This is a genomic window from Brevibacillus sp. AY1, from assembly GCF_029870785.1.
GTDB lineage: Bacteria > Bacillota > Bacilli > Brevibacillales > Brevibacillaceae > Brevibacillus > Brevibacillus invocatus.
Window position 1 is genome coordinate 36,364 of sequence record NZ_JAFLPN010000015.1, and the last position, 26,847, is coordinate 63,210.

The following is a 26,847-nucleotide window of genomic DNA, read 5'->3' on the forward strand; positions in this document are numbered from 1 at the left end:
AATTTTAAAAGATGTAAAAAAAAGAGAGCACGAGGCTCTCTTCTTTACTTGATGATTTCTTTCGCTTGTTGTTTGAGTGCTTCCGTGACAGGGAGACCAAATTTTTCTGCTGCCGTTTCGTTGATGTACAGATCGGCAGTCTTGGAAACTTCTACAGGTGTTTGCCCAATCGTTTGTCCTTTCAAGACACGCGCTGCCATTTCACCGGTTTGTTTTCCCATCTGGTAGTAATCAATCCCGTACGTAGCGACTGCACCGCGTTTTACAGTGTCAGTATCGGATGCAAAGACAGGAATCTTGTTCTGTTCTGCTACACTCAATACCGCTTCGAAAGCGGAAACGACGGAGTTGTCGATTGGAATAAAGATCGCGTCAACATTGCCGACCATTCCTTGGGCAGCCAGCTGAATCTCGGACATTTGGGAGGTGCCTGCCTTGACAAGCTCTACCCCTGCCTTGCTGGTTGCTTCTTCCAGATCTTTTACTTGAACCTCAGCGTTTACTTCAGAGGTCGTATAGATGACGCCCAGCTTTTTCAGCTCTGGCAGGAACGTTTTGATCAGCTCCAGCTGCTGTTCCATGGAAACCTTGTCCGATGTTCCGGTTACATTGCCATCTGGCGTTTCCAGACTGCTGACCAATTGAGCGGACAATGGGTCTGTAACGGCACTGAAAACAACGGGTTTGTCTGTAATCGCTTTGGCCGCAGCTTGTGCGGACGGTGTAGCTATCGCGATCACGATATCTTTTTGATCACCTGCATACTTCTGGGCGATCGTAACTGTATTATTCATATCAGCGTGTGCGTTTTGATAATCGACAGCAAGGTTCTTGCCATCTTCATAGCCTGCATCCTTCAAGCCATCCAAAATTCCCTGACGGATGCTATCCAGTGCCGGATGCTCGACAAATTGGGTCAATCCCAGCTTAACCGTTTGCTCCGCTGCTGCGGGCGCCTCGGTTGTTCCGGTGCTTGGTGCCGCTGCTGACTGGGAACCACCATTGGATCCTGCCCCACATGCTGCTAGTGCCAGCGACAGCAATGCTGCCATTACAAAACTTCCTGCTCTTCTCATCTCTTCTTCCTCCTCTAAGCTCTGCTAGTCTCTACTCTATTTAAAAACTTTGTTTCATTATAGCACACAATCCCTGTTTGAAAAGATTTTTTGCAAACTTTCTTTCGTTCCTAACACCTATGTAGATCAGGAAAAATTGGTCAATTAAGCATATGCTCACGTATAATTAACAGTATTTATTTTATACGTACATAATACCGACTGATATAGGTAGCCTCTTACCTTTCTCCCTGCTCTTCCACTTTTGAATTCCCGATCCTTTTGACCTGCACTCTTGTAATGCGATAATGATCCACTTCCTCTACCACAAAGACGTAATTCCTTTCTCTGATGGTGTCGCCGACCTGTGGAGGATGATCGATCTGCATGTAGATCCAGCCTGCCAACGTATCCACTTCATGCGACTCCAGCTCGATATCCAGGTAATCGCTGACTTCTTCGAGCAGCATTCGGCCATCGAACGACAACACGTCATCTGTCTGTTCGACCTCTGGACGCTCATCGTCAAATTCATCCTGGATATCTCCCACAATTTCTTCCATTATATCTTCCAAAGTGACCAGACCCGCGGTTCCACCGTACTCATCGATGATGATCGCCAGCTGTCCCCGCTGTTTTTGCAGCATGGTCAACAGCCGACTGATGGATATCGTCTGCGGGACGCTGAGCACGGGCCTCATCAACCGTTCGATCGCTTGATGTTCGCCCTGCAAGATACCTGTCAGCAAATCCTTGATATGCAGACTTCCCACAACGTGATCCTTATCTCCCTCCACGACAGGATACCGTGTGTATCGCCCCGTCTGCACCAGTCTTACATTTTCCTCATACGAGTCATGCAGATCGATGACGACCATATCCGTCCGGGGCACCATGATTTCCCTGGCCATCGTCTCCGAAAAGTCGAATATGTTGTCCACCAGCATCAGCTCTGTTTGATCGATCAAGCCGCTTTTGTGGCTTTCGTTGACGAGAATGCGAATCTCTTCCTCCGTATGTGCCTCCTGATGCGGCTCCATTGAGATATGAAAAAGCGCCAGAAAACGAAAAGCCGACCAGTTCAGGAATGTAATGAACGGATACATGACCTTGTGGAAAATCTGGATGGGTCTCGCTACGGCCATCGCGACCCATTCTGTGCGCTGAATCGCAAACGTTTTGGGAGCGAGCTCGCCCAGGACAATATGTAAAAACGTAATGACGGAAAACGCAAGTATAAAGGAAATGCTCCCCACCAGTGTCTCGTTCAGCTCGAAATATCGGAAGACGGGATGCAGCAAATGCGCAACTGCCGGCTCACCCAACCAGCCCAAGCCAAGCGATGCCAGCGTGATCCCCAATTGGCATGCAGACAAATACGCATCCAGATTTTGGATGACCTTCTCGACGCTGCGCGCACGACTCTCTCCTTCTGCTACCAGCTGGGCGATTCGGGATTCTCGCACCTTGACGATCGCGAATTCGGTCGCTACGAAAAAACCGTTGAGCAGTACGAGCAGCAAGACCATGAACAGATTGAACAATGTCCCCGACCATTCCATCTTCTACACCGTCCTTCTGTGAAAAACGTCTCGACGTTTTTCATAAAAGTGAATATGACCGCTTGCGGTCAAACAAAACGGTCATGACCGTTTTGGGACTTTGGGTTATTGTTTCCCACCCTGGGACAAATGTTACCGCTCTGTTTTTCTTTCTTTTCCCGATTGTGTTACCATGATTCTGAGTCAATCTGTCTTTTATTTGTTTCGTATGAGGTGAGTCTCATGTCTTACCGTCCTGACCTGCCCATGATCGTGCAAAGCGATCGTACGATTTTGCTAGAAGCACAGCATCCTGCTTATGAGGAAGCAAAGCATGCGATCTCAAGCTTTGCCGAACTGATCAAAAGTCCGGAGTACATCCATACGTATCGGATCACCCCGCTTTCTCTATGGAATGCCGCAGCAAGCGGTTGTCTCCCGGAGCAGGTAACAGGGGCCCTTAGCACGTATAGTAAGTATGGTGTACCTCCTACCATTATTAAGGAAATCGAGGAAACGATGCGGCGCTTTGGCCTGATTCGATTGGAAAAATCAGGAGATGAGCTGCTGCTTGCCAGTGATGATCCATTGCTGCTGCAAGAATTGACGGGATATAAAGCGATTCGCCAAATGCTGGTAGAGCAACAAGCGGACGATCGGTATGCAGTCAAACCTTTTTATCGTGGTTTAATCAAGCAGGAACTGATCAGACTCGGATTTCCGGTGCAAGACCTGGCTGGCTACAATCCAGGGGAACCGTGTCCAGTCAGCTTGCGTGCCACGACCTCAAGCGGGAAGCCCTTCTCGCTTCGTTCATATCAACAGGAGGCTGTAGACGCTTTTTATGCAGAGGGCCGGGCTACAGGTGGCAGCGGTGTGCTCGTTCTTCCATGCGGTGCTGGAAAAACCATTATTGGACTGGGTGCCATCACACAATTTCAGACAGCAACCCTGATCCTCACGACCAATGCGACCTCCGTACGTCAGTGGATTGCGGAAATAAAGGATAAAACAGGGCTTGATCCTTCGCTCATTGGGGAATACACTGGTGAACGCAAGGAAGTAAAACCGATCACGGTAGCAACCTATCAGATTTTGACATACCGTCCTCACGCAGAGGACGAATTTCCGCACATGGCACTCTTTTCCGAGCGCGACTGGGGACTGATTATCTACGATGAGGTGCACATGCTGCCCGCTCCCATTTTCCGCGTTACCTCTGGCATTCAGGCGACTCGTCGTCTGGGTCTCACAGCTACACTGGTACGCGAAGACGGTCGGGAAGAAGATGTCTTCACCTTGATCGGCCCCAAGAAATACGAGGTACCGTGGAAGGAATTGGAAAATAAAGGTTGGATTGCCGAAGCTCATTGCAGAGAGATTCGCCTTCCATTTGAAACCAAATGGCGTGAAGCCTATGCGCATGCAACAGCTCGCCAGAAATTTCGTCTCGCGGCAGAAAACCCGCGCAAGCTGGAAGTAGTCCGCCGCTTGCTTGATCAACATGCGGATGATCGCGTCTTGATCATCGGACAATACCTTGACCAATTGGTAGAGATGGCGGAAGCACTCGGGCTGCCTCTGATTACCGGCAAGGTTCCCGAAAAAGAGAGAGCCATTCTTTACGAACAGTTTAAAAATGGGCAAATCAAGCGACTCATCGTATCCAAGGTGGCCAACTTCGCTGTCGACCTGCCTGATGCCAATGTAGCCATCCAGATCTCTGGCACGTTTGGTTCCAGACAAGAAGAAGCCCAGCGACTGGGACGCATTCTACGCCCGAAGTCTGAAGCCAATGTCGCTCACTTTTATACATTGGTAACCCGTAATACCAGGGAGCAGGAATTCTCGCTTCATCGTCAGCTTTTTCTCGCAGAGCAAGGATATCCATATGAAATTATAGAAATGGAAACGCTGGTTTGAAACGTTTCGTAGAACACAGCGTCTCATAGAGGGAAGGGAGGCCGGAGATTCAATGCAATCCGACGCCGAAATCATTCAACGGATTCTTCAAGGGGACATCGAGCGGTATCGTGACTTGATTCAGCGATACCAGCACATGATCTACGTGTTTATCTACAAAATGGTGAATAACCGTACTGATGCGGAAGATCTCACACAGGAAGTGTTTGTCAAAGCGTATGAAAAGCTATCAACCTTCCGTGGTGACAGTCAGTTTTCTTCCTGGCTGCATACGCTGGCACGCAACAAAAGCATCGACTTCCTGCGCCGTCGCAAATTCCATGATTCAGACGAACAATTGGCCTATGTCCCTTCACAGACTAGAGATGAATCTCCACAAGAGTCGTTAATGAACAAGGAACAGCGACGAGAGATTGAAGAAGCATTCGCCCTTTTGTCAGACTCCTATCGCGAGGTGATCGTGCTTCGTTGTACGCATGAATATCCGTTTGAAAAAATTGCTTCACTTCTCGGCATTGCCGAGTCTACAGCCCGTGTTCGCTATTTGCGTGCTCGCCAAGAACTAGCCAAATTGTTAACCCGCAAGGAAGGGGGGCTCGTACATGAACTGCCAGGCATTTAGAAGTACTTGGCTAACAAATACCGACAGCGAATTGCTTTCGCATATTGAAACCTGTGAAGCGTGCATCGCATGGATCGAATCACAGACTCAAGACGAGGAGGTGCAGTTCTTGAAAGAGGTTCCGTTACCGCCTGCGAACCTGGAAGAGAGGATCATGCAAGCGATCTACCAGACCTCCGAGCAAGGTGTACCCCCGCACGCCGCGACGATTCCGCTTCAAAATGCCGCACCTGCCGTGACGAAGAAAGGCAAACAACGCTTCAAAGGCTTTTCTTCACTCGGCTGGGCAAGTGCCGCTGCCGTACTGATCGCCGTCGGTGTTGTTGGATATCAGCAGATGCAAAATCCGATGGTGGAAACTGCCTTTGAAGCGGCCAGCAACCAGCAAGATGCTCCAAATCATGCAGAGATGGCAACAGCACAGCAGCCAGCGGCAAGTCCAGCTGCACGTACGGCATCTCCTGAAATGGCGAGCGAACAGCCTGCTTCCACTTCCGGTGTAGCAGAGCCGCAGACGGCCACAGTAAATGAACAACAGGCCATACCTTATGGGATTGCGGCTACGGAGCCGGAAGTGAAAAATACAGAAAATCCGGAACCAGCGGCTAATACGAATCACTTGTTGGCTGCAGATACAGCCCGAACGGTGACCAAAGAGAGCCGTCCGCCGATCGTCGCTAGAAATTCTTCATCCAAACCGGTAGTTGACCAGGCAGCCAAAAAAGATCAGCCTCCTGTTACGGAGGAAGTAAATACAGCTGCATCGGTTGCCGAGGAGCCATTTCCTGAGATGAGTGTAGCAGCAGCCGTGATGAAAGCTCCTGTGTACGCGCTCACTGTGGCGCCTGAGGAAGAAATGGGTGCGATGATGATGGACGCAGCCGACAACAAGAGTACCGTGGTAGGTCCGCCAGCACCTGAAGCAGAATCTACACCGATCACACTCTCTACCTTTACGGATGTTGAGACAGCGGTACAAGCATCTGATATGCCTGTCCCTGTATTCTCCGAGCTGCCGGATGGCATTGCGCTCAGCGGAATTTCCATTCGCTATGAGTCCGAAACTAGTCAAAAGGTAGCGCAAGTCATGGCTGAATATCAGAACACTACAAGCTGGATCAAAGTAGAGGTCACACGGAATGGCAGCGCCAAGCGCAGCTTATCCATCCCCGGCACCTTTACTGCAACGCAGTTGTTCTCGGTAAACAACGAACAGGCGATTGGTGTATCCTTCGAAAAACAGTCCGAACAAACCACTCAGCACGCTGTTCATTTCAACGCAGTGTCTGGAGATCAATCTCTCTACGTCGTGATGACTGCACATGGCATCTCCTTGGAAGGATTGATGGACGTAGCTAAGAAGATTACGTGGAAACCATAGTGCTCTTGAAATAGTGAAAGGACACGATCTGCTCTCGGATTGCAGCAGATGGTGTCCTTTTTTCTGTAAAAAACGATGACCGTTTTTTTGTTGCTTATGACGGCACCCCGTTCATGAAACTCAATAGACCAAAGGCAACGGCAGCAGTCAAAATCACACTCCAGATGACGATGCCGACTGCCATCCAAATCATGAGTTTCCCTGTCGGTGCCCCCAGGGAAATCCCGATCGCTGCTCCCAGTGGAGCACCTGTCAGCAAAGGCGACAGGAAGCCCAAGCCGATCACACCGTACTTCTCCCAGATTCGAGCCATTCGGCCTTTTCTACTCTCTTTTTTCTCGATTCGCTTGAGCAGCCATTCCCGAAGCGACCCGCCCAGATAGATGACGATGGCCCCACTGACAATAGCGCCAGCTGCACTCAGAATCGCAGTTTCTACCGGCGATAATTGCAGGACAAAACCAATCGGAATAGCTGCCCAAAGCTCCAGCATGCTCGTGCCGAATACCGTAGCCCACTTCCAAAGCAGATCCATAAAAACGGCTTGCTCCCCTCTCGTTGTCAATTTTTGTGCTCTCTTTGTTTACGAGTGAGGAAGGAAAAAGTCACGCATCTTTTACTTTTACTTAAGAAGTCACGTCTCGGCGGACGAAAGCTGTGTAAGCCACGATCAAGGATGCCACTGCCCAGACCGTAAGCACCGTCAAGGAGAATGAAAGGGTCATTCCGGTGATGGGCGGCAGGTTGCCATTCAAATAGTCCGTCAGCTCCAGATTGACAATGAACAGGTACTTCGAGGCCTCCCAGGAGGATGCCATCTGTGTCAGAATCATACCACTGATGAGAGCAGCCATCATGATCCCCATCCCCGCAGCTGCACTGCGCACAAGCACGGAAACCATAAAGGTCACAGTCCCTACGACGACACAGACAAACCATCCAAGTCCGTATTGCATCAACAAAAATTGCCACTGCGGAAGCATAAACACGCCTGCTGTATTCAGCTCGCTACCCTCGACTTGGAAGCCGGTCAGGATTGGCAGGTTCCAGCCAGAGTAGCCAAAGACAATTCCCGAGATCAGGTATGCCAAGAACAGAGTCATGAGCACCGTCAAAGAGGTGAACAGGACCATCGTAATGTATTTGCTGGTCAATACCTTCCAGCGTCGCACCGGGCGCGTCAGGAGCAGCTTGATCGTGCCCTCGCTGAATTCAGCGGAGACGATGTCTACTGCCAGTACGACGATGATCATGGGCAAAAACATCGTAATCGCCTGATCCATGAAGCCTCGTGCAAACGTAGGGCCACCCGGCGCCATCGGATTGATGTCATGATCCAGATAGTATTGCTGCTGTTGAATGCGCACTTTGATCAGGTCACGCCACTCGTCCGGCAGACGGCTTGATGCCAAACGATTTTGCATGTCTACGATCTGCTGAGTCAGCAATGGCCGCCAATCGGTAGTGCCCATGCGCTCCTGTGCTGTCATCACCGAACGATACTGTGCATAGGTAAAGATTGGAATCAGGATCGCTAGAATCAGAACCACAACCAGGAATCTGCGGCGGCGAAGCAGTTTGACCGTCTCATTTTGCACGAGTCCCAGCATGCTTTGGTTCATCTGCCCCACCTCCTTCCGTCAGAGTCAGGAACAGATCCTCCAAGGAAACCGTTTTGGTCGCAATCCCGCTGACCAGTATCCCCGCTTTGACCAGCGCTTGATTCACTTCACTCACGCGCTCCACGTTCATTTTGCACTTCAGACGTTCTTCATTGATTTGCCATACCTCCGAGACAACAGGCAAGCCCCGCAGAATCTCCATTCCTTTGCTGATGAAGTTCGGGTCGATCGTCCAGTCTACCTGATCCGCGAATTGAGCCATCAGCTCCTCGACCAGTCCGACTGATATGACGCGTCCCTGGCTGATAATAGCCACACGGTCACACATCATTTCGATTTCACTTAACAGATGGCTGGAGATGAATACAGCGAGTCCCTCTTCTTCCGCCAGTCGACGGATGAACTGACGCAGCTCCCGAATACCAGCCGGATCCAGTCCATTCGTCGGTTCGTCCAGTATCAAAATCTTGGGGTTGTGCAGCAAAGCCTGCGCGATACCCAGTCTTTGACGCATTCCGAGTGAATAGGTTTTGACTTTATCGTCTATCGCTCTCTCCAGATCGACGAAGCGTACGATTTCCTCGATGCGTTCCGGCGAGATCCCGCCACTCATTCGGGCAAACTGCTCCAGATTTTCTCGCCCCGTCAAAAATTTGTACAGCTCAGGGTTTTCCACGATACAGCCTACTTGAGCGATAGCCTTAGGAAACTGATCACGGATGGAGATGCCCCCGATGCGTATCTCTCCTCCGTCCGCTGCGGCCAAGCCTACGAGCATGCGGATCGTCGTGGTCTTCCCAGCTCCATTGGGACCTAGGAATCCGAACACCTCTCCCGCAAAAACGTCAAAGGTAATATCGTGAATAATGGGCTTGTTCCCCATTTTCTTATGTAAGTGTTTAACGGATAGAACTGTATCGGTCAACGCGTGTCCTCCTATCCTTGTGCATGCTCTCCGTCCTCTGACAGAGGCAGCCTGATTGTGGTACACTACCTATAAGATGTCCATCCACATTATACCACGCAATTTTACGAAATACGTAAACAGGAGGTTACCCGATGCGCTCTTCTGGCCAACTTCTTTGGCGTACGGCTGGTTTTTTTTCGTTGATTTCATTCTTGCTGTTGGCGACGGGCTTCGTCCTTGCGATCAATCCACAGCAATTGGCCCCATCCCAAGCCACGCCACCTTCACAGTCTGCAAAACCAACCGCGCCTATTTCAACTGAAGGGGTACAAAAGGTCGTTGCATTGGGCGATTCTCTTACACGGGGTGCAGGAGATGCCAACGGACAAGGCTATGTCGGCCTGGTACGGCAAGCACTGGAAAAAAAGAACAATCAGCCGATCACCTTTACCAATCTGGCCATCAACGGACAAGAATCTCCTGAATTGATCAAGCAGCTGTCTCAGGAACAAGTAAAAACCCTGATCAAAGAGGCTGATCTGATCCTGTTTACCATCGGCGGCAATGATCTGTTCAAGCAAACAGGCGGTCTTTATATGATGGAACAAGAAAAATTGACCGCAGCTACCGAAGGGCTGACGGCCAATTACAAGGAAATATTGAGGCAAATTCGCACGTTAAATGATAAAGCGCCGATCGTCTATACTTCTTTATACAACCCGTTTGGAAATACGGAAGCAGCTGGCGAAACCATCCGACCCGTACTAGATTGGAATCATGCAGCCGCCGAAATCGCAGCAGATTATGCCCAGGTCTTGGTCGTGCCTACCTACGATCTGTTTCAGAACAAGGAAGACCAGTATTTGTACACGGACCACTTCCACCCCAATGCTGCCGGGTACGCTCGTATTGCAGAGCGAATCCTGCAAGCCTTACAGTGATTCGCTTCTCGAGTAATTGATGGATTTGCCGGTACTGATCAGATAAGCCCGCTGACCTGCCCAGTTGAAAGCACTGCTTATCAGAGAGAAAGCCGCCACGACGAGGAAAAGCGCCGTTCCTCCATAGGATGCGAGCAGCAAGCCCCCCAACCAAGGACCGATGAACTGACCCAGATTGCTGAAGCTCTTGGCACCGTAGTAGCTGCCTCTCATGGCTTCCGGAGCCATCCGGTCGATCAGTACATCCCCTGATGTGAAGGTGAGGATCTCTCCGAAGGTAAACAAGACCATCGCGATGACAAAGATCAACCAGGTACCTGCGAAGGCAAATCCGATATCACCCAAGGCGTACATGACGTTCCCCACTACAATAGCGGTGAGGGGCGTCTTTTTTTCTGCCCAGGTTGTCAGCGGCATCTGGAGCAGCACCACCACGATGGCATTGACACTCATCAGGATAGCGAATAACTCAACACCATTGGGAACGCTCATCTCAACAAACTTGGCGAGTGTCGTAGACATCTGGGAGTAGCCGATGGCACCCAGCACCCCAGCGATCATGTAAAAGCGAAAAGCCTTGTCCTGTACGACTACACGGAATGCATGACCAAACGTAATCTGTTCTTTCTTCTGCCCTTCGATTTTCTTGATCCCGAATCGATTCAGCAAGCTTTGCAGACTAATCACGTAAATCAGGTAAATAACCGCCGTGATCAGGAACGGCAAAGCGACAGAGGTCTTGGCTAAAACAGCCCCCGCGATCGGCCCGACTGCCACACCGACATTGATCGCCGTGTAACGCAGTCCAAAGACGCGATACCGTTTTTCGGGTGGTGTGACATCTGCCATCAGCGCTTGTGAGACAGGCTCATAGAACGAACGACAGAGCCCTCCTGCCATGTTGAACAACAGCAGCAGCAAAGGATTTTTCGTCAAGGCAAATCCGACGAAGACGAACGTCCAGACGTAGAGCGCCCCAATCATCACCCTTCTGCGCCCGATCCGGTCAGACAGCGTTCCCGCGATAAATCCCCCTACCGTGCCAGCCAAGGCCCCTGCTCCGATCAAAAGGCCGATCGTCGCCAAATCCATGTCGGTTTGATTGGAAAGGTATAAAAACAAAAACGGCATGCTCATAGAGCTCGCTGCCCTGACAAAAACGGTGCCGACCACAAGCGACCACACGATCGGATGAAACTCCTGAAGCTTCTCTTTTATCTTACTCATGGAATCTCTCCTCACAACTGTTCTGCTGGAAAAGCTGTGCAGAACAGATGCTCTACATTTTACTCATTGTAGTGAGGAGAATGGGTTTCGTCAATCAGCATTCAAATTTTTTGGAATGTTAAATATTTATCTGGTCAATCAATTCGCCTTGCTCATTCCATTTTACTGCACGATAGACGTTGTCGTGGTAAAAGGTAAACCAAGCTCCTTGCTGGATTCCCTCTTTGATCCATTTTTCCTTGGCGAAGATGGAAGTCATCGGGTAATCATCGTAAGCCATGACCCAAAGCGAATTCTGGTGTGCATGGGTCGGCATGATATCCGCAAGATGCAGAATCAGCTGCCCTTCGCTCTCCATCCGGACGATGGCATGTCCCTGGCTGTGACCACCGGTATGATGCAGCGAAATCCCTGGGAGCAGCTCGTGGCTTTCCCCATAGGTTTGTACCTGCCCTTCGATAGGGCGCCAGTTTTCTTCCCAATATGTATTGCGGGATCGGATGTTAGGCTCTCTCATTTCGGCCCATTCCTGCTCCTGCACGTATATGACGGCGTTCGGGAACGTCGAAACCAATGTCTCGTCCTTCCAGGTGACCAAACCATTACTATGATCGTAGTGCATGTGCGTCATGATGACGATATCGATATCATCGGGAGTCAGCCCCTTGGAAGCCAAGGACGCGACGACATGAGACTCCTCGATCAGACCAAAATTTCGTTTTTGCTTCTCGGTCAAGCGTCCATTGCCCATACCTGACTCAATCAACATTCTTTTCCCCGCTGCTTCGATCAATATCGGGTCAGCGCGCAATGGAATCTGGTTCAATTCGTTAGCAGGATAGCGCTTGCTCCAAAGAGCCTTCGGCACTACCCCAAACATCGCCCCACCATCTAATTGCGTCAGACCACCAAGCAACCATGTCAGTTGTAAATGGCCTACCTTCCACTCCGTCAATTTCATTCGCTTCGCCCTCACTTTTGCTTTTTTTCTCATTATGGCTGTCATCCGGTAAACGATCAATAGAGCCTGTCCATATTGTACCGATGAAAAAAAGCACCCCTGTCAGGGTGCCTTACAGCTTTTCCTCTACACAAACCCTACGCGTTGCTGGTGCAATCTCAAGCAGCAAATCGCTGGAAACAGCATGCACCGTCACATCCGAATCGCACCGTCTATGGTTTAGGTACAATTGTGCTACCTTTTCACTTTCACGATAAATGCTGATTAATGTTTGCAAAGGATTTGCGCTACCGCCTGCAATGATTTTAAATCCCGGGGCAATCGTAAACGTCCAGCCTTCCACCTCTACCACTGGAGCAGACGAGTACAGGAAGTGGCGCTTCCCTAAAAGTATGCCATTATGATTCATCAAGGCGAGTGCCCCCAATCAAATATTTTTGAACCGTATACCTCTTATTTTGCAAGAATCAAAGGAAGATGAAAAGTCTTTCGACAAAAGATATCAAAAAATGACACCCTCCCATTTAGCCCTCTCGTCCCCGGTCAAATGGCACGCCCGATTGCCGAACCTTCCAGAATCGCTCGTTTGGCGTCCAATTCTCCCGCTTCTTTCGCCCCACCGATCACATGAACCGGGATTCGTCCGTTCAGCTCATGGAACAGCTGGTCATTGGAGGTAGCTCCTGCGGCAATCACCACCGTGTCCGCTGCAATCAACTGCTCCGCATCGCCTTGCGTGATCACTACTCCTTGTGGGGTGATTTCTCGATAGTCAATCTGCGTCATCATTTCCACGCCGTGACGCTTCAGGTTGGCCAGAACAGCCCAGCGCGTTGTCTTTCCGAGGCCGGTTCCGACATGCTTTCCGCGACGCAGCATGAAGACCTTACGTCCGCTCTGCTGCATCCGATGCATAGATTTGGCATCCAGAATCCGATATTCCATCAAATATTGTGCTGCCTGCGGTGAAATGGGTTCGTCCTGCACCAGCAGATGGGACAAATCACAAGCGATTCCTCCTGCACCTACGATGGCGACACGCTTGCCTACCTTGGCTTGTTTTTCAAATACTTGTGCATAGCTCACGACATGAGGTAGGTCAATACCAGGGATTTCTGGACGGCGAGGGATCACACCAGTGGCGACTACCACCTCATCAAAGCCTTCCTCCTCCAGCATAGCGGTCGTAGCCTGTATACCCAGCCTTATTTCCACTCTCAGCCTGGACAGCTGCGTGCGATAATAGCGCAGCGTTTCATTGAATTCTTGCTTGCCCGGCACCTGGCGTGCGTAATTCAGCTGTCCACCGATCTGATGCTGTTTCTCCAGCACCACGACCTGATGTCCTCGCTCAGCCAGCACACGTGCCGCTTCCAATCCCGCGGGACCTGCTCCCACAACAGCTACTTTCTTAAGCTTGGTGGCAGGAGCAAGTGCCCATTCCTTTTCCCGTCCTACTTCAGGATTGACGAGACAGGATGCGATTTTCCCGTCAAAAATGTGATCGAGGCAGGCTTGATTACAAGCAATACAGGTATTGACCTCATCAAATCTTCCCTCGCTGCTCTTGCGCACAATCAACGGATCTGCGAGCAGTGGACGCGCCATCGAGACGAGATCACAGCGATCGTCCTCCAGAATAGCTTCTGCTTGACGCAAATCATTGATGCGGTTGCTGGCGATCACAGGAATGCTTACCCCCTGCTTTATCTGTTGGGCTACCCAGACATAAGCTCCTCGAGGAACCATCATCGCGATCGTCGGGACCTGGGATTCATGCCAGCCGATTCCCACATTGAGCGCATCCATGCCAGCCTCTTGGAGCATCGCAGCGAACTGTACGGTCTCCTCCATCGTCGTGCTTTCCGGGATCAAATCCAGACCAGACATCCGAAAAATAACTGGGAAATCTGACCCAACTGCCTGTCGTACTCGCTTTGCCACTTCTATTCCAAAGCGTGCTCTGCGCTGGAAATCGCCTCCCCATTCGTCCTCGCGTTTATTGGTCACGGGGGATAAAAACTGGTTGATCAGATAGCCTTCGGAGCCCATGATCTCTACGGCATCGAATCCCGCCTTTTTAGCACGAACAGCTCCATCTGCAAATGCTTGAATCGTCATCTCGATTTCATCTGCCTGCAATTCACGCGGTTTCCAGCGGTTGATCGGGGCCTGTAGCGGTGAAGGGGCCACTGGATCCAACCCTGTTGCTTCCTTGTGGGCATAACGCCCGGAATGAAACAGCTGCAGTGCGATCTTTCCGCCTGCCTGATGGACCGCATCCGTAATCAGCATCAGTGGTGTAATATGCTGATCCAAATACACATTGCAGTACTTGTCTCCCATACCGCCTTCCGGACGAACAGCCGCGCCCCCTGTCACGATCAGACCAACTTCTCCTCTCGCCCGTTCAGCGTAGAAGGCAGCCAATCTTTCTACACCATCTTCCTGCTTTTCAAAACCCACATGCATCGATCCCATCATGATGCGATTTCGCAGTGTCATCGACCCGATCTGGATAGGCTCCAACACTCTAGAAAGTCTCATCCCCATGACCTCCCTACCTCCCGAATGAATACTCATTCATTAATGGTTATTCTTTTTCTCTGTTCGTGATGAAATTCCTTCTGGCACGCGAAAAAGACCCAGAACGATTCTCTGGGCCTTTTCCGTATTCTCACTTCGCCAGCCTGACCAGCTTTCCAAGATCTGCGGAAAAGCGTAGGAGCCTATCGGACAATTCCGCCTCTTCCTCCTCGGTTTGGGGCATCTCCACAATAAAATGGTAATCCAGTATGATCGCTGCCTCTGCCTGCTGGCCGGCCTCCAAATACCTTCTTTTTTCGGTTAGCGCAATTTCCGCCACCACTTCCCTGGCCTGGTTCCATACACGATGGAGTTCTGCGTCCGTAGGTACGAGCGAACTCTCGATCTCGACTTCCACTTCACAGCTGTTTTCGTCTGGTAGCAAGAACAGATGAATCGTAGCAATCGGGTAGCCTTCTGCTTCTCGCTCCATAAAAGTAAGGGCAATTTCTCTTGTTTCCTCATCCTCGATCAAGGATCGCTCAGAGCGCAAGACCACATCTGTAATCAAGCCATGCCCGGAGAGAAATTCATTGATTTGTTCTGTGATATATTGCAGCATGTACGAGATTCGCCTCTCTTCTATCGTCCTGTCAAAAGTATACATGACATTCAAGACAGAGAAAAACCCCTTTAGGAAGGGGTTGGTGTATTTTTGATATTTTTTTCATTCATGAATTCTGACAACCACGCACGACGTACTTCCTTGTTTGGACAGTATCCCAGGATGTAGCTTTCTCCCCGCATATATTTTTCCTTGATCCACTCTTTGTGCTTGCGGAAAAAGGCGTGTTGGAAATCGATCGGCATTTGCTGATACTCTTCGAGGGCTGAGGGATTCTGGAGAAAGAAATCTTCATCGTACACGAATTCTTCATTATGCTGGCGACTGATGAGGTAAACAAAGGCTATCACCAGGAACAGATTTACTAAAAAAATCATCATCCTAATCCCTCCAGTCAAATGAATCATTATCAGACTTATCTGTCTTATCGATATATTATTATTGTATCACGTCTTTGGTGTTTTCTAAACCTCTGCTTTGCATATTTTCTTGTATGCAAAAAAACACCCGCTGATTAGAAACGGGTGTCTGTCTGTGTGTTCGGTTGATTCGGTGCAGGTATTTGTGTTACATCTTGGCCCACTGGCGAAATAATGTCTGGTGGAGGCAACACGTTCCCTGGAGTTGGGGATGGCTCTGTTTGAGCAGGGGGCGTCTGTCCTTCAGGCACATACTCTTCCTGCTGTTCAGGAACATCTACATCTGGTGGTGCCACCTGATTCTCATCACTGTCCTCAGGAGCTGCTGGTGGTGTCGGTGGTGCTTCTTCTTTTGGCTCCTCAGTCGTATTTTTCGGCTTGGAGGCCGCTTGCGTTTTCGTAGTCGACTTCTTTGATGAATTGCTCGAGGAAGCCGCGACAGCCTCTTCGCTCTTCCCTAGGATAGGCGAATTGTTCATTTGGGCCACTATGCTTCCTGAGACGCCCATTTCGGCTTGCAGCGAACTGCGGACCGACTCGAGCTTATCTTTTTCGAGGTAGGTATAGCCGCCGCTCCAGTAGGCACCGTTTTCCAGGGTAGTGACCGTAGAGGAATTAAATCCTTTGAAATCATAGGCCAAGCCCTTGATCTGGTCTTTAGAGAAATCTGTATGTATGTGTTTGGCACCTACGTCCATGACGGTGAATACCTTGGTCAACCCTTCCAAAGATCCCGCCTTGTCCACAATCGCCTTGATTACTTCCTGCTGGCGACGGTTGCGGTCAAAGTCACTGGAGTAGTACTTGGTTCCCCGGTTATCGTGGCGATGACGCACATAGCCCAATGCTTGTTCACCGTTTAGAACCTGAAGTCCTGGGCTCAAATTAATGTGCGTGTCATCTGTCGGATCATCGTAAACCAGTTTGCGATCAACGTTTACCTCCACACCGCCCAGTTCATCAATAACTGCCTTAAAGCCGTCAAAATCAATCGCTACGTAATGATCGATGGGAATTCCCAGAATCTCATTGAGCGTCTTCTTGGTCAGGGAAATTCCGTCCTCCGTAGGAATCTGGTTGTTTCGCTCTGCCTTGCGACGCTCTGCCTCCCCATTCGCAAAAACGGAGTTGATTTTGTGATAATCGCGGTACCCTGGAATTTTTACGCGAGTGTCACGTGGAATCGACACCATCGTAACTTTTTTGGTCTCCGGGTTTGCTACAGCGACAATCATGACGTCTGTATTCATAGAGCCTGTCTCTACGCGATTATCTGAGCCTAAAATGACGAACGACATTGGTTTGGAGGGCTCATACGAAGTATTTGTAACTTGGGAAACAGGTGAGGAAAAATTATCATTTGGTTTGGTTACCGTATTGAGAGCATCATCAATTTTCCAATAAACAGCGCCGGCCACGCCTCCGACCAGCAGCAATGTAAACAAGCTTAAAGCAAATATCCATCTACGAATTTTTCGACTTCGACCCGTTTTTTTCGTTCGGGCAGCGGAAGCGCGTGTTTTTGTAGTCGCTTGACGCATCTGTATCAGTCTCCTTGTTCACGCACGCTTTATCAACTAATCATAGGAACGCACAGACAATAGGTAATCGTGCCACTCGACAGGAAGCACTAATTTTTTCTTCTGTTGGTAAAACTCTGACTCCGGTATTGTACCACATCATTGTCTTCATTTGTAGAAAAATGTTCCTCTAACACGAACTCCCCCACCGAAATGTCGATGGAGGAGCGGGGGTACGATCGAAGCGATTTTTATTCCTTGTAGCCGATCTTGAGCAGCTTTTTGGCACATTCATCTCGCTGTTCTCGATATTTTTCCAGGTCGTAAGTGGAGGAGTTGCCGAGGCTCGGCTCTGCTAGGGCCACTCCATAGGTAGCTTGATCGGTCAGCGATATTGTCTTGTTCTGTGCATAGATAATCCCAGCAATAAACGCGTCCTTTGTTTTTTCCCTGAGCGGAAGTGCTGGAGCGGATAGCCAAAAAGGGGGCTGTGTATGCCCGGACATGCAAAGTCCTGCCTCGCCACAATTTACGATGATTTGACGAACCCCTTGCTCAATCAATTGTTGGACAGATAGCTCGACATCGTTAAAGGAGTGCAGAGTTTGCCCGCACAGCATTTCAAGCTCATCTATGCTGGTGATAAGGATGTGGACACCTTCTATGATTCTTGCTGAACCTTCCCTTCTTTTTCGACAACACTCTCGGTTTCACCTACCTGGTCATACAATTACAGCTCTCCCCTTTATGTATAGCTAACATATGGCACAAATACATGGATGACGATTGACTTGACTAATGCTAGAGTAAGGAAAAAATACAAACGGAGATGAACTGGATGAGTGCCCCTACTGCACATGCTGCTCCGACTGCGACTGTCAACACGGCACCTACCGTGTACAAGATGTTGTTCGCAATCAGCCTTGCACACTTATTGAATGATGCCCTGCAAGCCGTCGTTCCTGCCCTGTTGCCTATTCTTGAAAAAAATCTTACTCTTACTTTTACGCAAATTGGCATGATTCTATTGGTCATGAATTTTACGGCATCCGTCCTGCAGCCGATCGTCGGTTATGTGACCGATCGAAAGTCTCGCCCCTTTTTAACTCCGATTGCACTTCTTGTCTCTGGAGTTGGAATGCTGGCGCTCGCTTTTGCCAGCAATTATGCTGTAGTATTAATTGCCGTTGCCTGCGTAGGGATCGGTTCGGCCGTGTTCCATCCGGAAGCCTCACGCTTTGCCCATAAGGCGTCTGGCACTCGCAGAGGCTTAGGCCAATCCATCTTCCAGGTCGGCGGTAATGCGGGCCAAGCACTTGCCCCTTTGATGACCATTCTCGTCTTTGCCAATATTGGTCAAGCCGGAGCCATGTGGTTCCTCCTGCCTGCCAGTATCGCCAGTCTTGTCTTGTTCTACGTGGCTGTCTGGTACCGCAGTCAAGAGCGATTGATCAAGACTCCAGCTGCTCCCGTCGCCTATTCCCATCGTGACAAACGAATGATTGCTCTCGGTTTGCTCGTCCTGATCGTCAGCGTACGCTCTTGGATGCACTCTGGATACCAAAGCTTTTATCAATTTTATTTGATGGATTTGAAAAATATGGAATACGCACAAGCCCAGCTGGTCATTTTTGGATTTTTGCTTGCTGGCGCAATCGGTACATTCATCGGGGGGCCCCTTGCAGACCGCTTCGGAAAGCGCAATATGCTGGTGCTCTCTCTGCTGGGCTCCCTGCCATTAACCATATTGACGCCTTATGTCAGCGGCTTTTGGACCTACCCGCTACTGTTTCTGAGCGGCTTGATCATGCTTTCGAGCTTTTCCGTAACCGTCGTCTATGCTCAGGAGCTCCTCCCAGGACGGATCGGAATGGTCTCGGGCCTGATCATCGGCCTTGCCTTCGGTATGGGAGGAATGGGCGCTCTCGCATTGGGCTACCTCGCAGACCTGTTCAGTTTGACCACGGTGATTACCCTATGCTCGCTTTTGCCACTGGTCGGGGTGTTGGGACTTTTACTCCCAGCAGACAGGACGGTTCGAAGCTGGAATCAATAACGAACAAAAAAAGAAGAACCACAGGAACAAAAATTCCTCGGGTTCTTCTTTTTTTGCTTGTATTGGCTTAAACCAGTACGCTGGTCGGTGCACCCATCAATTGCGACACGACCGGCGGATATAGCTCCGGCGATCCGTACAGACGCCAGTTTCCATCCCCAGTTTTCGCAAACAGACCGGATATCACCCAGTCAGTGGCCAGCACTTGTTCCACTTCGGATTCGATCAATAGCTTGATCTTCTCGCCGTTGTTCCTTCTAGCCAGCCAGCCGTCACGCTCTTTTCCGAGCAGCAACAGACCTTCTTCCGAGACGTCCTCGAGTGTCTGCTGACTGGAAGCGTATAGATTTAGGTAAGCTTCCTTCTCCAGCACACTCCGCAGTCGGTAGGTCTCAGGCAGCGTTTCCTTCAACTCCACAAACAACGGCTGCATCAGAGCAGAAAGCGATGTTCCATTCTGCTTGTCCAGCCACTTGAAAAAGGAGGACAATACGGACAACATGTTGGTGGCCAGAGTCTTGGTAACGGCATCTGTGCGCACGTAAATATCGTGGATGAGGAAGTAGGAAAGATCTTCCCTGCGCAGATGATCCCAATTGAAAGAAGGACCAAATGCTCCTCTGACAAACGAGCGGAAGTTATTCATGACCTCATCGTATTTTTTCACCGTTGCTTCTGATTTGCCGTCCGTCATGTCGTGGACAAATCGGTTCATGTCGGCCAAGCGCTCAGGGTGAATCGTATAGACACTCTCCGGCAAGCCTTCGATCAGTGGGCGACGCAGCAGATTGAACGCATGCAGGCTGTCGTTTTCCATTGTGAGACGAGGACGCAATACATCCATACGAATATAGCGAGCAATGCCTTGCCCCAATTGGTGATCCTGCTCCATCTGGGTCAGCAGGCTTTGGAGCTTGCTGTTCAGCTCCTGATTGTCGGATGCTGCCACCAGAACCGGCGCCAGGTCATCCAATGCTTCATGGGATGTGACCAACCACTTCTCGGCAAAGTAGGTTTGGACAGCCCATTGCAATACTTTCGGAGGCAAGGTCGGTTGACTTGTAATAAACAAGGTTCCTTGGGAAAGCTTGGAGCCAGTCGAAGTCAGGACGCGAATCTCTTCCTCAGACTCAGGCATGTGCAGCTGCAACAACTCCGTTACCTCGTCCAGTTCTGCCGCGTAGCCCTCCAGGAATACTTGGCCGTCTTGCACCAATACCTCTGCTTGTACCTCGTACAGCTCCAGCAGAGCGTCTTTCAATGCCGGGAACAGATGCTCTTCCTTGCGACGGGCATACACCCAGATTTCCTTTGCCCCGTCCCGCTTTTTCAGCTCAAACATGCGCTGTGCTTCGATCGTCTTGCGGAACTGCTCAGGGTTCGCCAGCGTGAATGCTCGGCGCAAAAGGGCATCACCGGATTTTTCAGGGGCATTGCCTTCATTCCCAAACTGCACGATAAAGCGATACAAATCCGGCGTATATACACGTTGGGCAGTGTCGTCAGCAGCTTTGTTCACTTCTGGATTCTGTTTCAGCCATTCGAGCAACGCCTCTTTAATATGCGGCTGCAAAATAATGCTGCCGGAAAAGAGCATATCCCGTAGGCCCAGATTCAGCAGGCGACCAACGATGATTTGTCCCGTCTGTACGTTCAGGTTGTTTGAACGCAGCAGGTAATGTACCTCTTCCGTCAGAGGTTGACGCACTGTCAACACTTCACGCTCGACTTCGAGGATTTCATAGGCATTCAGATGAAGTCGGGAGAAGGCTCGGCGCAGATCAGGCTCCATCCGACGTCCATGCTGTTTGACATAGTTTTCGAGCAAAGTGGTTCCACTGTTTTTTACATCCAGTACGAACCAGTTGAAGAAATGCGCAGCCCATTCTGGACGCATGACACTTTCTTCACTGAGACCAATTTGTTCCGCAAACAGATTTCTCGCATCGGAAATCGCTTCGTTGGTCACATGACCGCCAACAAAATGGTTCAGACGCTCAACCCAGCTTGCGTACTCCTTCTGCAGCTTTTGCTCATGGCGACTACGCAATTCCGTGATGGGTGTCACTACACCACAGCATTTTTTGTATTTTTTCCCGCTCCCGCAGGGGCACAGTTCGTTTCTTCCAACAGACATAAGGGATTTGGATCTCCTTTCCAGCCCACGCGGCATGCGCGGGGAATCCTGCACAATCCCCCTATCTTACCGCATTTTTCGTCAGATGTTCAAGTGTTCTCGTTTTGATTCATGAGAGATTCCCACATCGCGGCTTCTTTCCCACTGGTCGATAAATTGCTCCAGTCGGTTCATCAGCAACACGATGCGCTGCTTCTCGCTCATGCATGCAGAAATAGCAGTGAGCTGGTTGGTCGCGAATAACTCCACTACCTCCTGCTCCATTTCCTGAAGCCGTATCCGATAGCTCGCGATAATTTCGCGCAGCAAGACAAACCGCTGTTCAAACCGGATCATAGCCCCATTGGTACTCATTGCTGCTCACTGGTAGCCAGCACCTGTTTGATGCCAAGTGCAATTTGCTCGTTCTTATGTTTCTCTTTCATCAGCACTTCTATAGCTTGCATGTTACTTTGTTGAAAATGAGCGACAACTTCTTGTGACATCTCGATATGGCGAGTCTCTAATTTGCTCATCGCTTGCTCCAAGAGTTGTTGCACTTCCTGCAGCACGTGTTGGTTTTGGATGTTATTCATGGTAAAGTCCTCCTTCATCTCTTCTTGCTCTTGGTGTTGTTCCTCTTGGTGTTCTGTTTGTTCCGTTACTTCTGGTGCAATCGTGTCAGCAGCAGCTGCAGCAGCGACCTCATGCACGAACAGCTCTACCTCTGATTCTTCGTTCATGACCATTATGTACAATGTGTCTCCATCGATTTGGAAGCGATCATCCAGTCCCGGTAGAAAAGCAGCATCCGCAGCAATACCAACCTCATGCTCCAAAAAATGAATCAGGGAACGAGATGTAACCTGCGTGATGCCATTCTTTTGGCAAAAGGCGTAGACTTCATCGTTCGCCAGCGTCCATTCAGCCAGAAACCAGCGTGAATCTCCTTGATACTGTACGAACCTGGGGTCCTTTTCCAATTGCAAGAGCCGCAAAATCTGATTCCACCCAAACTGGGTCTGTCTGCGCAATTCAGCGACGATCTGCTCGACTTTCTTTGGCGTTTGCGTTTCCCGTAAAAAACGGTAGGCCAAATCGTACAATTGATGCGGCTGGTAAGCGATCTCCACAATAGCATCTGAGCTTCCAACCCGCACTGGTGTCTGTTCCATCTTCAGCACTGTATCAAGCAGCGACATGCTATCCAGTTCGGTTAAAGCAATGAACTCACTGGCTTCCAACCGGGTGCAAATCTCCATCCGTGGAAGGGAGCGTTCGCCGGACCGGAATACCTTCTTGACAATACTTGGTAGGGTATAGGTTGGTCGTTTCATGAACTTCTCCTTCTTGTGATCAGCATGAATTCACTGATCAAATGGGAATCAATCAGTTATTCTACAAAAAGAAAAAAAATCCTACCTGATGCAAAGTGTTTGGCAATTCCGATAATAAGCAAGAAATATCCCGGCTGCTGGAACAGCACAGCCGGGTCTGATTGTACTGGCTCAATACCCTCTCCAGATCTTGCACTTCAACACACCTGCGTAAGCCCATTCGTCTTCACCCATATCGGATAGGGTCTGGCCAAGGGCGTTCATCTTGCTGTCAATCTGATCGAGGTAATGGAACAGAACAGCGGTTGGGGTTTTTCCAGAAACGGCACTCCCCCATCCGTTCTCTACCTCTCCGTGATGGCTCAGGATACAGTGCTTTAGATGCAGCACTTCAGCATCTCCCAGCGGAATGTCCAGCTTGCGGCATATTCCGCTCACGATCTCGGCTCCCATCACCAAATGACCGATCAGCTGGCCTGGAGTCGTGTAATCTGGGGCGATCGGGTCAGACAGCTCATACAGCTTGCCGATGTCATGCAGCATGCAGGTGGCGAACAGCACATCCCGATCGACCTGTGGATAAAGTGGCAATAATCGCTCGGCGCAAGAAAGCAGAGAAACAATGTGCTCGAGCAGGCCATGATAGTAATTGTGATGCATCCGCACACCTGCCGGATATTGGCGAAGCCTCTCCCGAATTTCTTCGTCCTGAAGAGCTTCACGCAAAATCGCCTGCAAGGTTTTACTCTGAAGGCTATCGATCGCACTCTCCAGCTTTCCCCACAGCTCATCTACCGGAACAGGTGATATAGGAATCAGCGACTCCATCATGACTTCATCCGCAGCGGATGCAGGGCGGATTCGTTGAATCACCAGCTGTTTTTTCCCCCGGTAGCTTTGCACCACTGCATCGATTTTGACGACGGATTTCACCTGAATGGATTCCTTTAGCTCTGGATTCACATCCCACAATTTCGCCATGATCGTCCCTGAGCGATCACCCAACTCCAGGTTGAGATACTCGCTCTGATTGCTTGCTACGCCAGCTTCTTTGCTTTTTACCAAGCAAAACCCGACTACGCGCTCTCCCTCTTGATACTCTGTCAAATATCTCATCTATCTACCCATCCTGTTTACTTATTTGCGAAGCAGAAGATCCTTCAGCTTGGTTACGATTTTTTGCCCAACCAGATTGTCGGCGTCGGTGATCACCTTGGTAATGACACCCAGTACATCCTGTTCCCCATTCCAATGTTCGCGCACAACTGCTTCATCAACCTCTACGAGGATACGGCGAAGCGCATACACAGCAAGAATGACATCATCGAGCAATCCCATTCCGCCGATCAGCGCTTCTGGAATGAAGTCAATCGGCGAGATAAAGTACGCGACGGCCAAACCAGCTATAGCCTTGGACTGGATGCCCACTCGCTTGTCCAGCATCAAACGGGCAAGCAGGACAAACAGATCCGGAGCAAGCAGGATGTAGCTTGCCGCTTTTTCATTGACGCCTTTTTCCCGAATAAACGCCTCGATCTTTGCTCGGAGCTTGTCGTAAAATCGTTGATGCTTCTCCGGCAGCACAATCGGTACTAGCTCAGTTGCCGGACGCACGACCGGCGGCTGAGCGTTTTTTTGTTCTTCCTCATTCATGATGATTCCTCCCTCTTGGGTTTCCTGAAAAGTCCTCTATGGTATAGGTAAAATCCGAGCAACACAGCAAGCAGCAGTGCCAGAAAAAAATAGGTTACATGGCTGGATATCCAACCGTATACCACTTCCCAGCGCTCTCCAAGCTGCCAGCCCAAAACCACATACAGCAAGCTCCAGACGAATCCGCCTGTGTAGGTGAATAGGATAAAAGTAGGGAAAGGCAAGCGTGTGATACCGGCAAAGTAAGCCGTGAACTGTCGGACCCCTGTAATGAAATATCCGATAGGCAACGCCCATTTCCCAAAGCGTTCAAACCAGTAGCTTGTCTTTTCATAGACCCCGAAAACGAATCCCAGACGCTTTCCGTATCGCTCGATGAACGGATAGCCCAGACCTCTCCCGATCCAGTAAGCGACCGTCATCGCTGATATGGAACCCGTAAAGCAGACCAGAAAAGTGGGCCAAAAATGGAGCTTACCACTGGAAACGAGAAAACCGGAAAATACAAGCAAAGTCGCTTCTGGCAAAGGCATTCCCAAGATACCAAGAAAAAATAGTCCAAACAAGGCCATATATCCGTATTCCGAGACGTAGGCGCCAAATACTGAAACTATTTCTTCCACATCTGTCACCACATTTCTGCTTGCATGACCTGCATACCTTCATTATGCCAAAAGATAAACGGTGGAACAAACCGACTCGAGACGGAGATTGGTAATACCGACTAGTTTCGGTATTCGTGTATCATTTCACATTTACACCCCCTATACTATACTCGACACCTAGTCCACCTTATTAGATCAATGAGGGATCATTATGTGGAAAAAACTTTACCGCAGGATAAAGTACGAGTACTACAAGCTGATTCGGATGAATGGGGCACCGTCCTTTGTCGCCCTGGGATTTGCTGTTGGCATCTTTGTTGAGTTTATTACGTGTTTCCGCTGGTCAAAGCATTCCGGTGCAGCATGCCTGCTGCCGTCATCGGTTTTGTCATGGGAAAACTGGTGCTTCCGCTCTTCCTGGTCCTGAACTACAGGCTCGGCTACCTGATCATCGGCTATCCAGCTCTTTCCGGGTTTTCAGCCCCTTATCAAGCTTGGCAAGAATGGCTGATCTGGATCGAGGAAAAAGGGCTTGCCTACTTTACCGGGAGCGCAATCATGGGCGTTGTTGTCGCTCTAGCCAGCTACCTGCTCGTGATGATCGCTCTGCAGCTGTATCGAAAAAAATCGAGTTCCAAGCCTGTTCGAGGATAAACATACGAAAAAAGACCGGATGACTGCATCGTCATAACGGTCTTTTTTCGTATCCAAGCAACACGTTTCAAGTTAGGCGAAGTAGCCTTTATCGCGCAGTTGCTCCATGATTTCAGCAACAGTCAGGTCTTTTTTCAAGAGCTCCAAAGTAACTTCTACTTGCTCCGGGGACAGGCCGTTCGCACCCAAGCTTTCTTGAACCAACACGTAGTTGGGACGTCGGAAATATGTTTGCAGCGTACGCTTCACGCGTCCTTCCAGACTTGTTTTCAGCATCAATTCAGTCGTCGACATCTGTTCCACCTCTTTCTACCGTTAGGTCTGTGTGCATAACCTTTATTATCCTATAAAAACGCTCAAGAATCAACCTATGCCTGTCATCCAAATCGGATTAAATTCCCGGCATCAGGTTTCTCTTGTGCTCGGAAATACGATGCAAATACTCGATTCTCTCCAAAGCCTCTGGCCTGGTTTCACCCGTAATCAACAAGCGATCCAGGTCTTCGTAGGTGAAGCCCATCTCCTGCTCATCGGTCTGCCCCTCCCACAAATCTGCGGACGGCGGCTTGGTGATAATCGCGCCTGGAACACCGAGCTCCTCGGCCAGTATCCGAATTTCATGCTTGGTCAAGCTCTCTACCGGGTTGAAATCAGCCAGGCCGTCTCCTCCCTTGGTCATATAACCAACGTACACTTCACTGCGATTGCAGGTGTCAGCTACAAGATAGCCTTGCTGGTTGGCAATCGCATACAAGGTTGTCATGCGCAAACGTGCCTTGGTGTTTCCTTTTGTCTTGTCATTGAGCGGCAGCACGTCTTGAATGGCAGGAACCAACGCATCAAAAGCTGGACCGACGTCTACGGTTACCAGATTGAGTCCAATCGCATCTGCCAGATTTTTGGAATCAGCTTCATGTACTGGTTGGGAATAGGCTGGCATCCATACTCCGATGACTCGATCTTTTCCTAGTGCACGAACGCACAAGGCTGCTGTCACCGCGCTGTCAATCCCTCCGGAAATTCCGACAACGGCTCCGCCCAGGCCAGGCCCGTCGATCTGTTCGCGAATAAACGCAAGTCGTTTCTCTATGTCTTCTTTTACATTCACCCGGTAGTTTTCCAGATGCTGATGAAACTTGTCCACGTTACCTACCCC

The 26,847-nt window shown here is 49.9% G+C and carries 27 protein-coding genes; 6 read left to right on the forward strand and 21 right to left on the reverse strand.

Translation table 11 applies throughout. The features are described 5' to 3' along the window. Positions 1 to 44 precede the first annotated feature (44 nt). Together JZI27_RS13710 and JZI27_RS13715 are read right to left on the reverse strand one after the other, a co-directional pair. The gene (locus JZI27_RS13710) at positions 45 to 1,076 is read right to left on the reverse strand and encodes an ABC transporter substrate-binding protein (RefSeq protein ID WP_280207820.1); all 1,032 of its coding nucleotides are present in this window, start codon (positions 1,074 to 1,076) and stop codon (positions 45 to 47) included. 218 nt (positions 1,077 to 1,294) lie between these two features. After that, positions 1,295 to 2,617 (reverse strand): hemolysin family protein, encoded by a 1,323-nt coding sequence (locus JZI27_RS13715; RefSeq protein ID WP_122910877.1) that lies wholly within the window; start codon positions 2,615 to 2,617, stop codon positions 1,295 to 1,297. A gap of 222 nt (positions 2,618 to 2,839) precedes the next feature. On the opposite strand from JZI27_RS13715, the gene JZI27_RS13720 reads away from it, so the two are divergent. From JZI27_RS13720 to JZI27_RS13730, 3 genes are all read left to right on the forward strand, one after another. Then, the gene (locus JZI27_RS13720; protein WP_122910878.1) at positions 2,840 to 4,519 is read left to right on the forward strand and encodes a DNA repair helicase XPB; all 1,680 of its coding nucleotides are present in this window, start codon (positions 2,840 to 2,842) and stop codon (positions 4,517 to 4,519) included. Positions 4,520 to 4,571: 52 nt separating this feature from the next. Continuing rightward, the gene (locus JZI27_RS13725; protein ID WP_122910879.1) at positions 4,572 to 5,141 is read left to right on the forward strand and encodes an RNA polymerase sigma factor; all 570 of its coding nucleotides are present in this window, start codon (positions 4,572 to 4,574) and stop codon (positions 5,139 to 5,141) included. Positions 5,142 to 5,241: 100 nt separating this feature from the next. After that, positions 5,242 to 6,522, forward strand: coding sequence for a hypothetical protein (locus JZI27_RS13730; RefSeq protein WP_280207858.1), 1,281 nt, complete (start codon positions 5,242 to 5,244; stop codon positions 6,520 to 6,522). A gap of 94 nt (positions 6,523 to 6,616) precedes the next feature. Here the strand turns inward: JZI27_RS13730 and JZI27_RS13735 are convergent, their stop codons facing one another. The 3 genes from JZI27_RS13735 to JZI27_RS13745 all read right to left on the reverse strand — a co-directional run bounded on the left by JZI27_RS13735 (position 6,617) and on the right by JZI27_RS13745 (position 9,027). Further along, positions 6,617 to 7,087 (reverse strand): small multi-drug export protein, encoded by a 471-nt coding sequence (locus tag JZI27_RS13735; protein WP_245997209.1) that lies wholly within the window; start codon positions 7,085 to 7,087, stop codon positions 6,617 to 6,619. Positions 7,088 to 7,148: 61 nt separating this feature from the next. Continuing rightward, the gene (locus JZI27_RS13740; RefSeq protein ID WP_122910882.1) at positions 7,149 to 8,144 is read right to left on the reverse strand and encodes an ABC transporter permease; all 996 of its coding nucleotides are present in this window, start codon (positions 8,142 to 8,144) and stop codon (positions 7,149 to 7,151) included. Then, positions 8,110 to 9,027 (reverse strand): ABC transporter ATP-binding protein, encoded by a 918-nt coding sequence (locus JZI27_RS13745; RefSeq protein WP_280207859.1) that lies wholly within the window; start codon positions 9,025 to 9,027, stop codon positions 8,110 to 8,112. Before JZI27_RS13745 ends, JZI27_RS13740 begins: the two co-directional genes overlap by 35 nt. A gap of 176 nt (positions 9,028 to 9,203) precedes the next feature. Between JZI27_RS13745 and JZI27_RS13750 the strand changes: the two genes are divergently transcribed. Continuing rightward, positions 9,204 to 9,992: a GDSL-type esterase/lipase family protein gene (locus tag JZI27_RS13750; protein WP_122910884.1), complete on the forward strand. Its 789-nt coding sequence runs from the start codon at positions 9,204 to 9,206 to the stop codon at positions 9,990 to 9,992. On the opposite strand, the gene JZI27_RS13755 is transcribed toward JZI27_RS13750, so the two are convergent. The 8 genes from JZI27_RS13755 to JZI27_RS13790 form a co-directional block, all read right to left on the reverse strand. Next, entirely contained in the window at positions 9,984 to 11,219 is a 1,236-nt protein-coding gene (locus tag JZI27_RS13755; protein ID WP_280207824.1) for an MDR family MFS transporter, read from the reverse strand. The genes JZI27_RS13750 and JZI27_RS13755 overlap by 9 nt on opposite strands. A gap of 118 nt (positions 11,220 to 11,337) precedes the next feature. Then, the gene (locus JZI27_RS13760) at positions 11,338 to 12,180 is read right to left on the reverse strand and encodes a YtnP family quorum-quenching lactonase (RefSeq protein WP_280207860.1); all 843 of its coding nucleotides are present in this window, start codon (positions 12,178 to 12,180) and stop codon (positions 11,338 to 11,340) included. Positions 12,181 to 12,292: 112 nt separating this feature from the next. Continuing rightward, positions 12,293 to 12,589 (reverse strand): hypothetical protein, encoded by a 297-nt coding sequence (locus JZI27_RS13765; RefSeq protein WP_122910887.1) that lies wholly within the window; start codon positions 12,587 to 12,589, stop codon positions 12,293 to 12,295. A gap of 134 nt (positions 12,590 to 12,723) precedes the next feature. Then, a complete protein-coding gene (locus JZI27_RS13770; RefSeq protein WP_251243792.1) occupies positions 12,724 to 14,727 on the reverse strand; it encodes an FAD-dependent oxidoreductase in 2,004 nt (667 codons plus the stop codon). Between the two features lie 130 nt (positions 14,728 to 14,857). Beyond that, the gene (locus tag JZI27_RS13775; RefSeq protein WP_245997211.1) at positions 14,858 to 15,373 is read right to left on the reverse strand and encodes a hypothetical protein; all 516 of its coding nucleotides are present in this window, start codon (positions 15,371 to 15,373) and stop codon (positions 14,858 to 14,860) included. Positions 15,374 to 15,399: 26 nt separating this feature from the next. After that, positions 15,400 to 15,711 carry a hypothetical protein gene (locus JZI27_RS13780; RefSeq protein ID WP_122910890.1) on the reverse strand — a complete coding sequence of 104 codons (312 nt, stop codon included), beginning with the start codon at positions 15,709 to 15,711 and terminating at the stop codon, positions 15,400 to 15,402. Positions 15,712 to 15,845: 134 nt separating this feature from the next. Beyond that, positions 15,846 to 17,291: an LCP family protein gene (locus JZI27_RS13785; protein ID WP_280207825.1), complete on the reverse strand. Its 1,446-nt coding sequence runs from the start codon at positions 17,289 to 17,291 to the stop codon at positions 15,846 to 15,848. Between the two features lie 230 nt (positions 17,292 to 17,521). After that, positions 17,522 to 17,938, reverse strand: coding sequence for a PfkB family carbohydrate kinase (locus tag JZI27_RS13790; protein WP_280207863.1), 417 nt, complete (start codon positions 17,936 to 17,938; stop codon positions 17,522 to 17,524). Between the two features lie 170 nt (positions 17,939 to 18,108). Here JZI27_RS13790 and JZI27_RS13795 point away from each other — a divergent pair, with 170 nt between their 5' ends. Then, positions 18,109 to 19,326, forward strand: a complete 1,218-nt coding sequence (locus tag JZI27_RS13795; RefSeq protein ID WP_251243791.1) for an MFS transporter — start codon at positions 18,109 to 18,111, stop codon at positions 19,324 to 19,326. 67 nt (positions 19,327 to 19,393) lie between these two features. On the opposite strand, the gene JZI27_RS13800 is transcribed toward JZI27_RS13795, so the two are convergent. From JZI27_RS13800 to JZI27_RS13825, 6 genes are all read right to left on the reverse strand, one after another. Next, positions 19,394 to 21,463, reverse strand: coding sequence for a YecA family protein (locus tag JZI27_RS13800; RefSeq protein WP_251243790.1), 2,070 nt, complete (start codon positions 21,461 to 21,463; stop codon positions 19,394 to 19,396). A gap of 81 nt (positions 21,464 to 21,544) precedes the next feature. Continuing rightward, on the reverse strand, positions 21,545 to 21,817 hold the full coding sequence (locus tag JZI27_RS13805; protein ID WP_122910895.1) for a hypothetical protein: 273 nt from the start codon (positions 21,815 to 21,817) through the stop codon (positions 21,545 to 21,547). Then, a complete protein-coding gene (locus JZI27_RS13810) occupies positions 21,814 to 22,779 on the reverse strand; it encodes a hypothetical protein (RefSeq protein ID WP_122910896.1) in 966 nt (321 codons plus the stop codon). The genes JZI27_RS13805 and JZI27_RS13810 overlap by 4 nt, the downstream gene beginning before the upstream one ends. 171 nt (positions 22,780 to 22,950) lie before the next feature. After that, positions 22,951 to 23,895, reverse strand: a complete 945-nt coding sequence (locus tag JZI27_RS13815) for a 3'-5' exoribonuclease YhaM family protein (protein WP_280207830.1) — start codon at positions 23,893 to 23,895, stop codon at positions 22,951 to 22,953. A gap of 21 nt (positions 23,896 to 23,916) precedes the next feature. Continuing rightward, positions 23,917 to 24,432 (reverse strand): YkvA family protein, encoded by a 516-nt coding sequence (locus JZI27_RS13820; protein WP_251243789.1) that lies wholly within the window; start codon positions 24,430 to 24,432, stop codon positions 23,917 to 23,919. Continuing rightward, positions 24,429 to 25,055 (reverse strand): DedA family protein, encoded by a 627-nt coding sequence (locus tag JZI27_RS13825; RefSeq protein WP_122910899.1) that lies wholly within the window; start codon positions 25,053 to 25,055, stop codon positions 24,429 to 24,431. The genes JZI27_RS13820 and JZI27_RS13825 overlap by 4 nt, the downstream gene beginning before the upstream one ends. A 312-nt stretch (positions 25,056 to 25,367) precedes the next feature. On the opposite strand from JZI27_RS13825, the gene JZI27_RS13830 reads away from it, so the two are divergent. Further along, on the forward strand, positions 25,368 to 25,691 hold the full coding sequence (locus JZI27_RS13830; RefSeq protein ID WP_280207833.1) for a DUF2062 domain-containing protein: 324 nt from the start codon (positions 25,368 to 25,370) through the stop codon (positions 25,689 to 25,691). 72 nt (positions 25,692 to 25,763) lie between these two features. On the opposite strand, the gene JZI27_RS13835 is transcribed toward JZI27_RS13830, so the two are convergent. Both JZI27_RS13835 and nadE read right to left on the reverse strand, forming a co-directional pair. Continuing rightward, a complete protein-coding gene (locus tag JZI27_RS13835; protein WP_122910900.1) occupies positions 25,764 to 25,985 on the reverse strand; it encodes a hypothetical protein in 222 nt (73 codons plus the stop codon). A gap of 97 nt (positions 25,986 to 26,082) precedes the next feature. Beyond that, on the reverse strand, positions 26,083 to 26,835 hold the full coding sequence (nadE, locus tag JZI27_RS13840) for an NAD(+) synthase (RefSeq protein ID WP_122910901.1): 753 nt from the start codon (positions 26,833 to 26,835) through the stop codon (positions 26,083 to 26,085). Positions 26,836 to 26,847 lie beyond the last annotated feature (12 nt).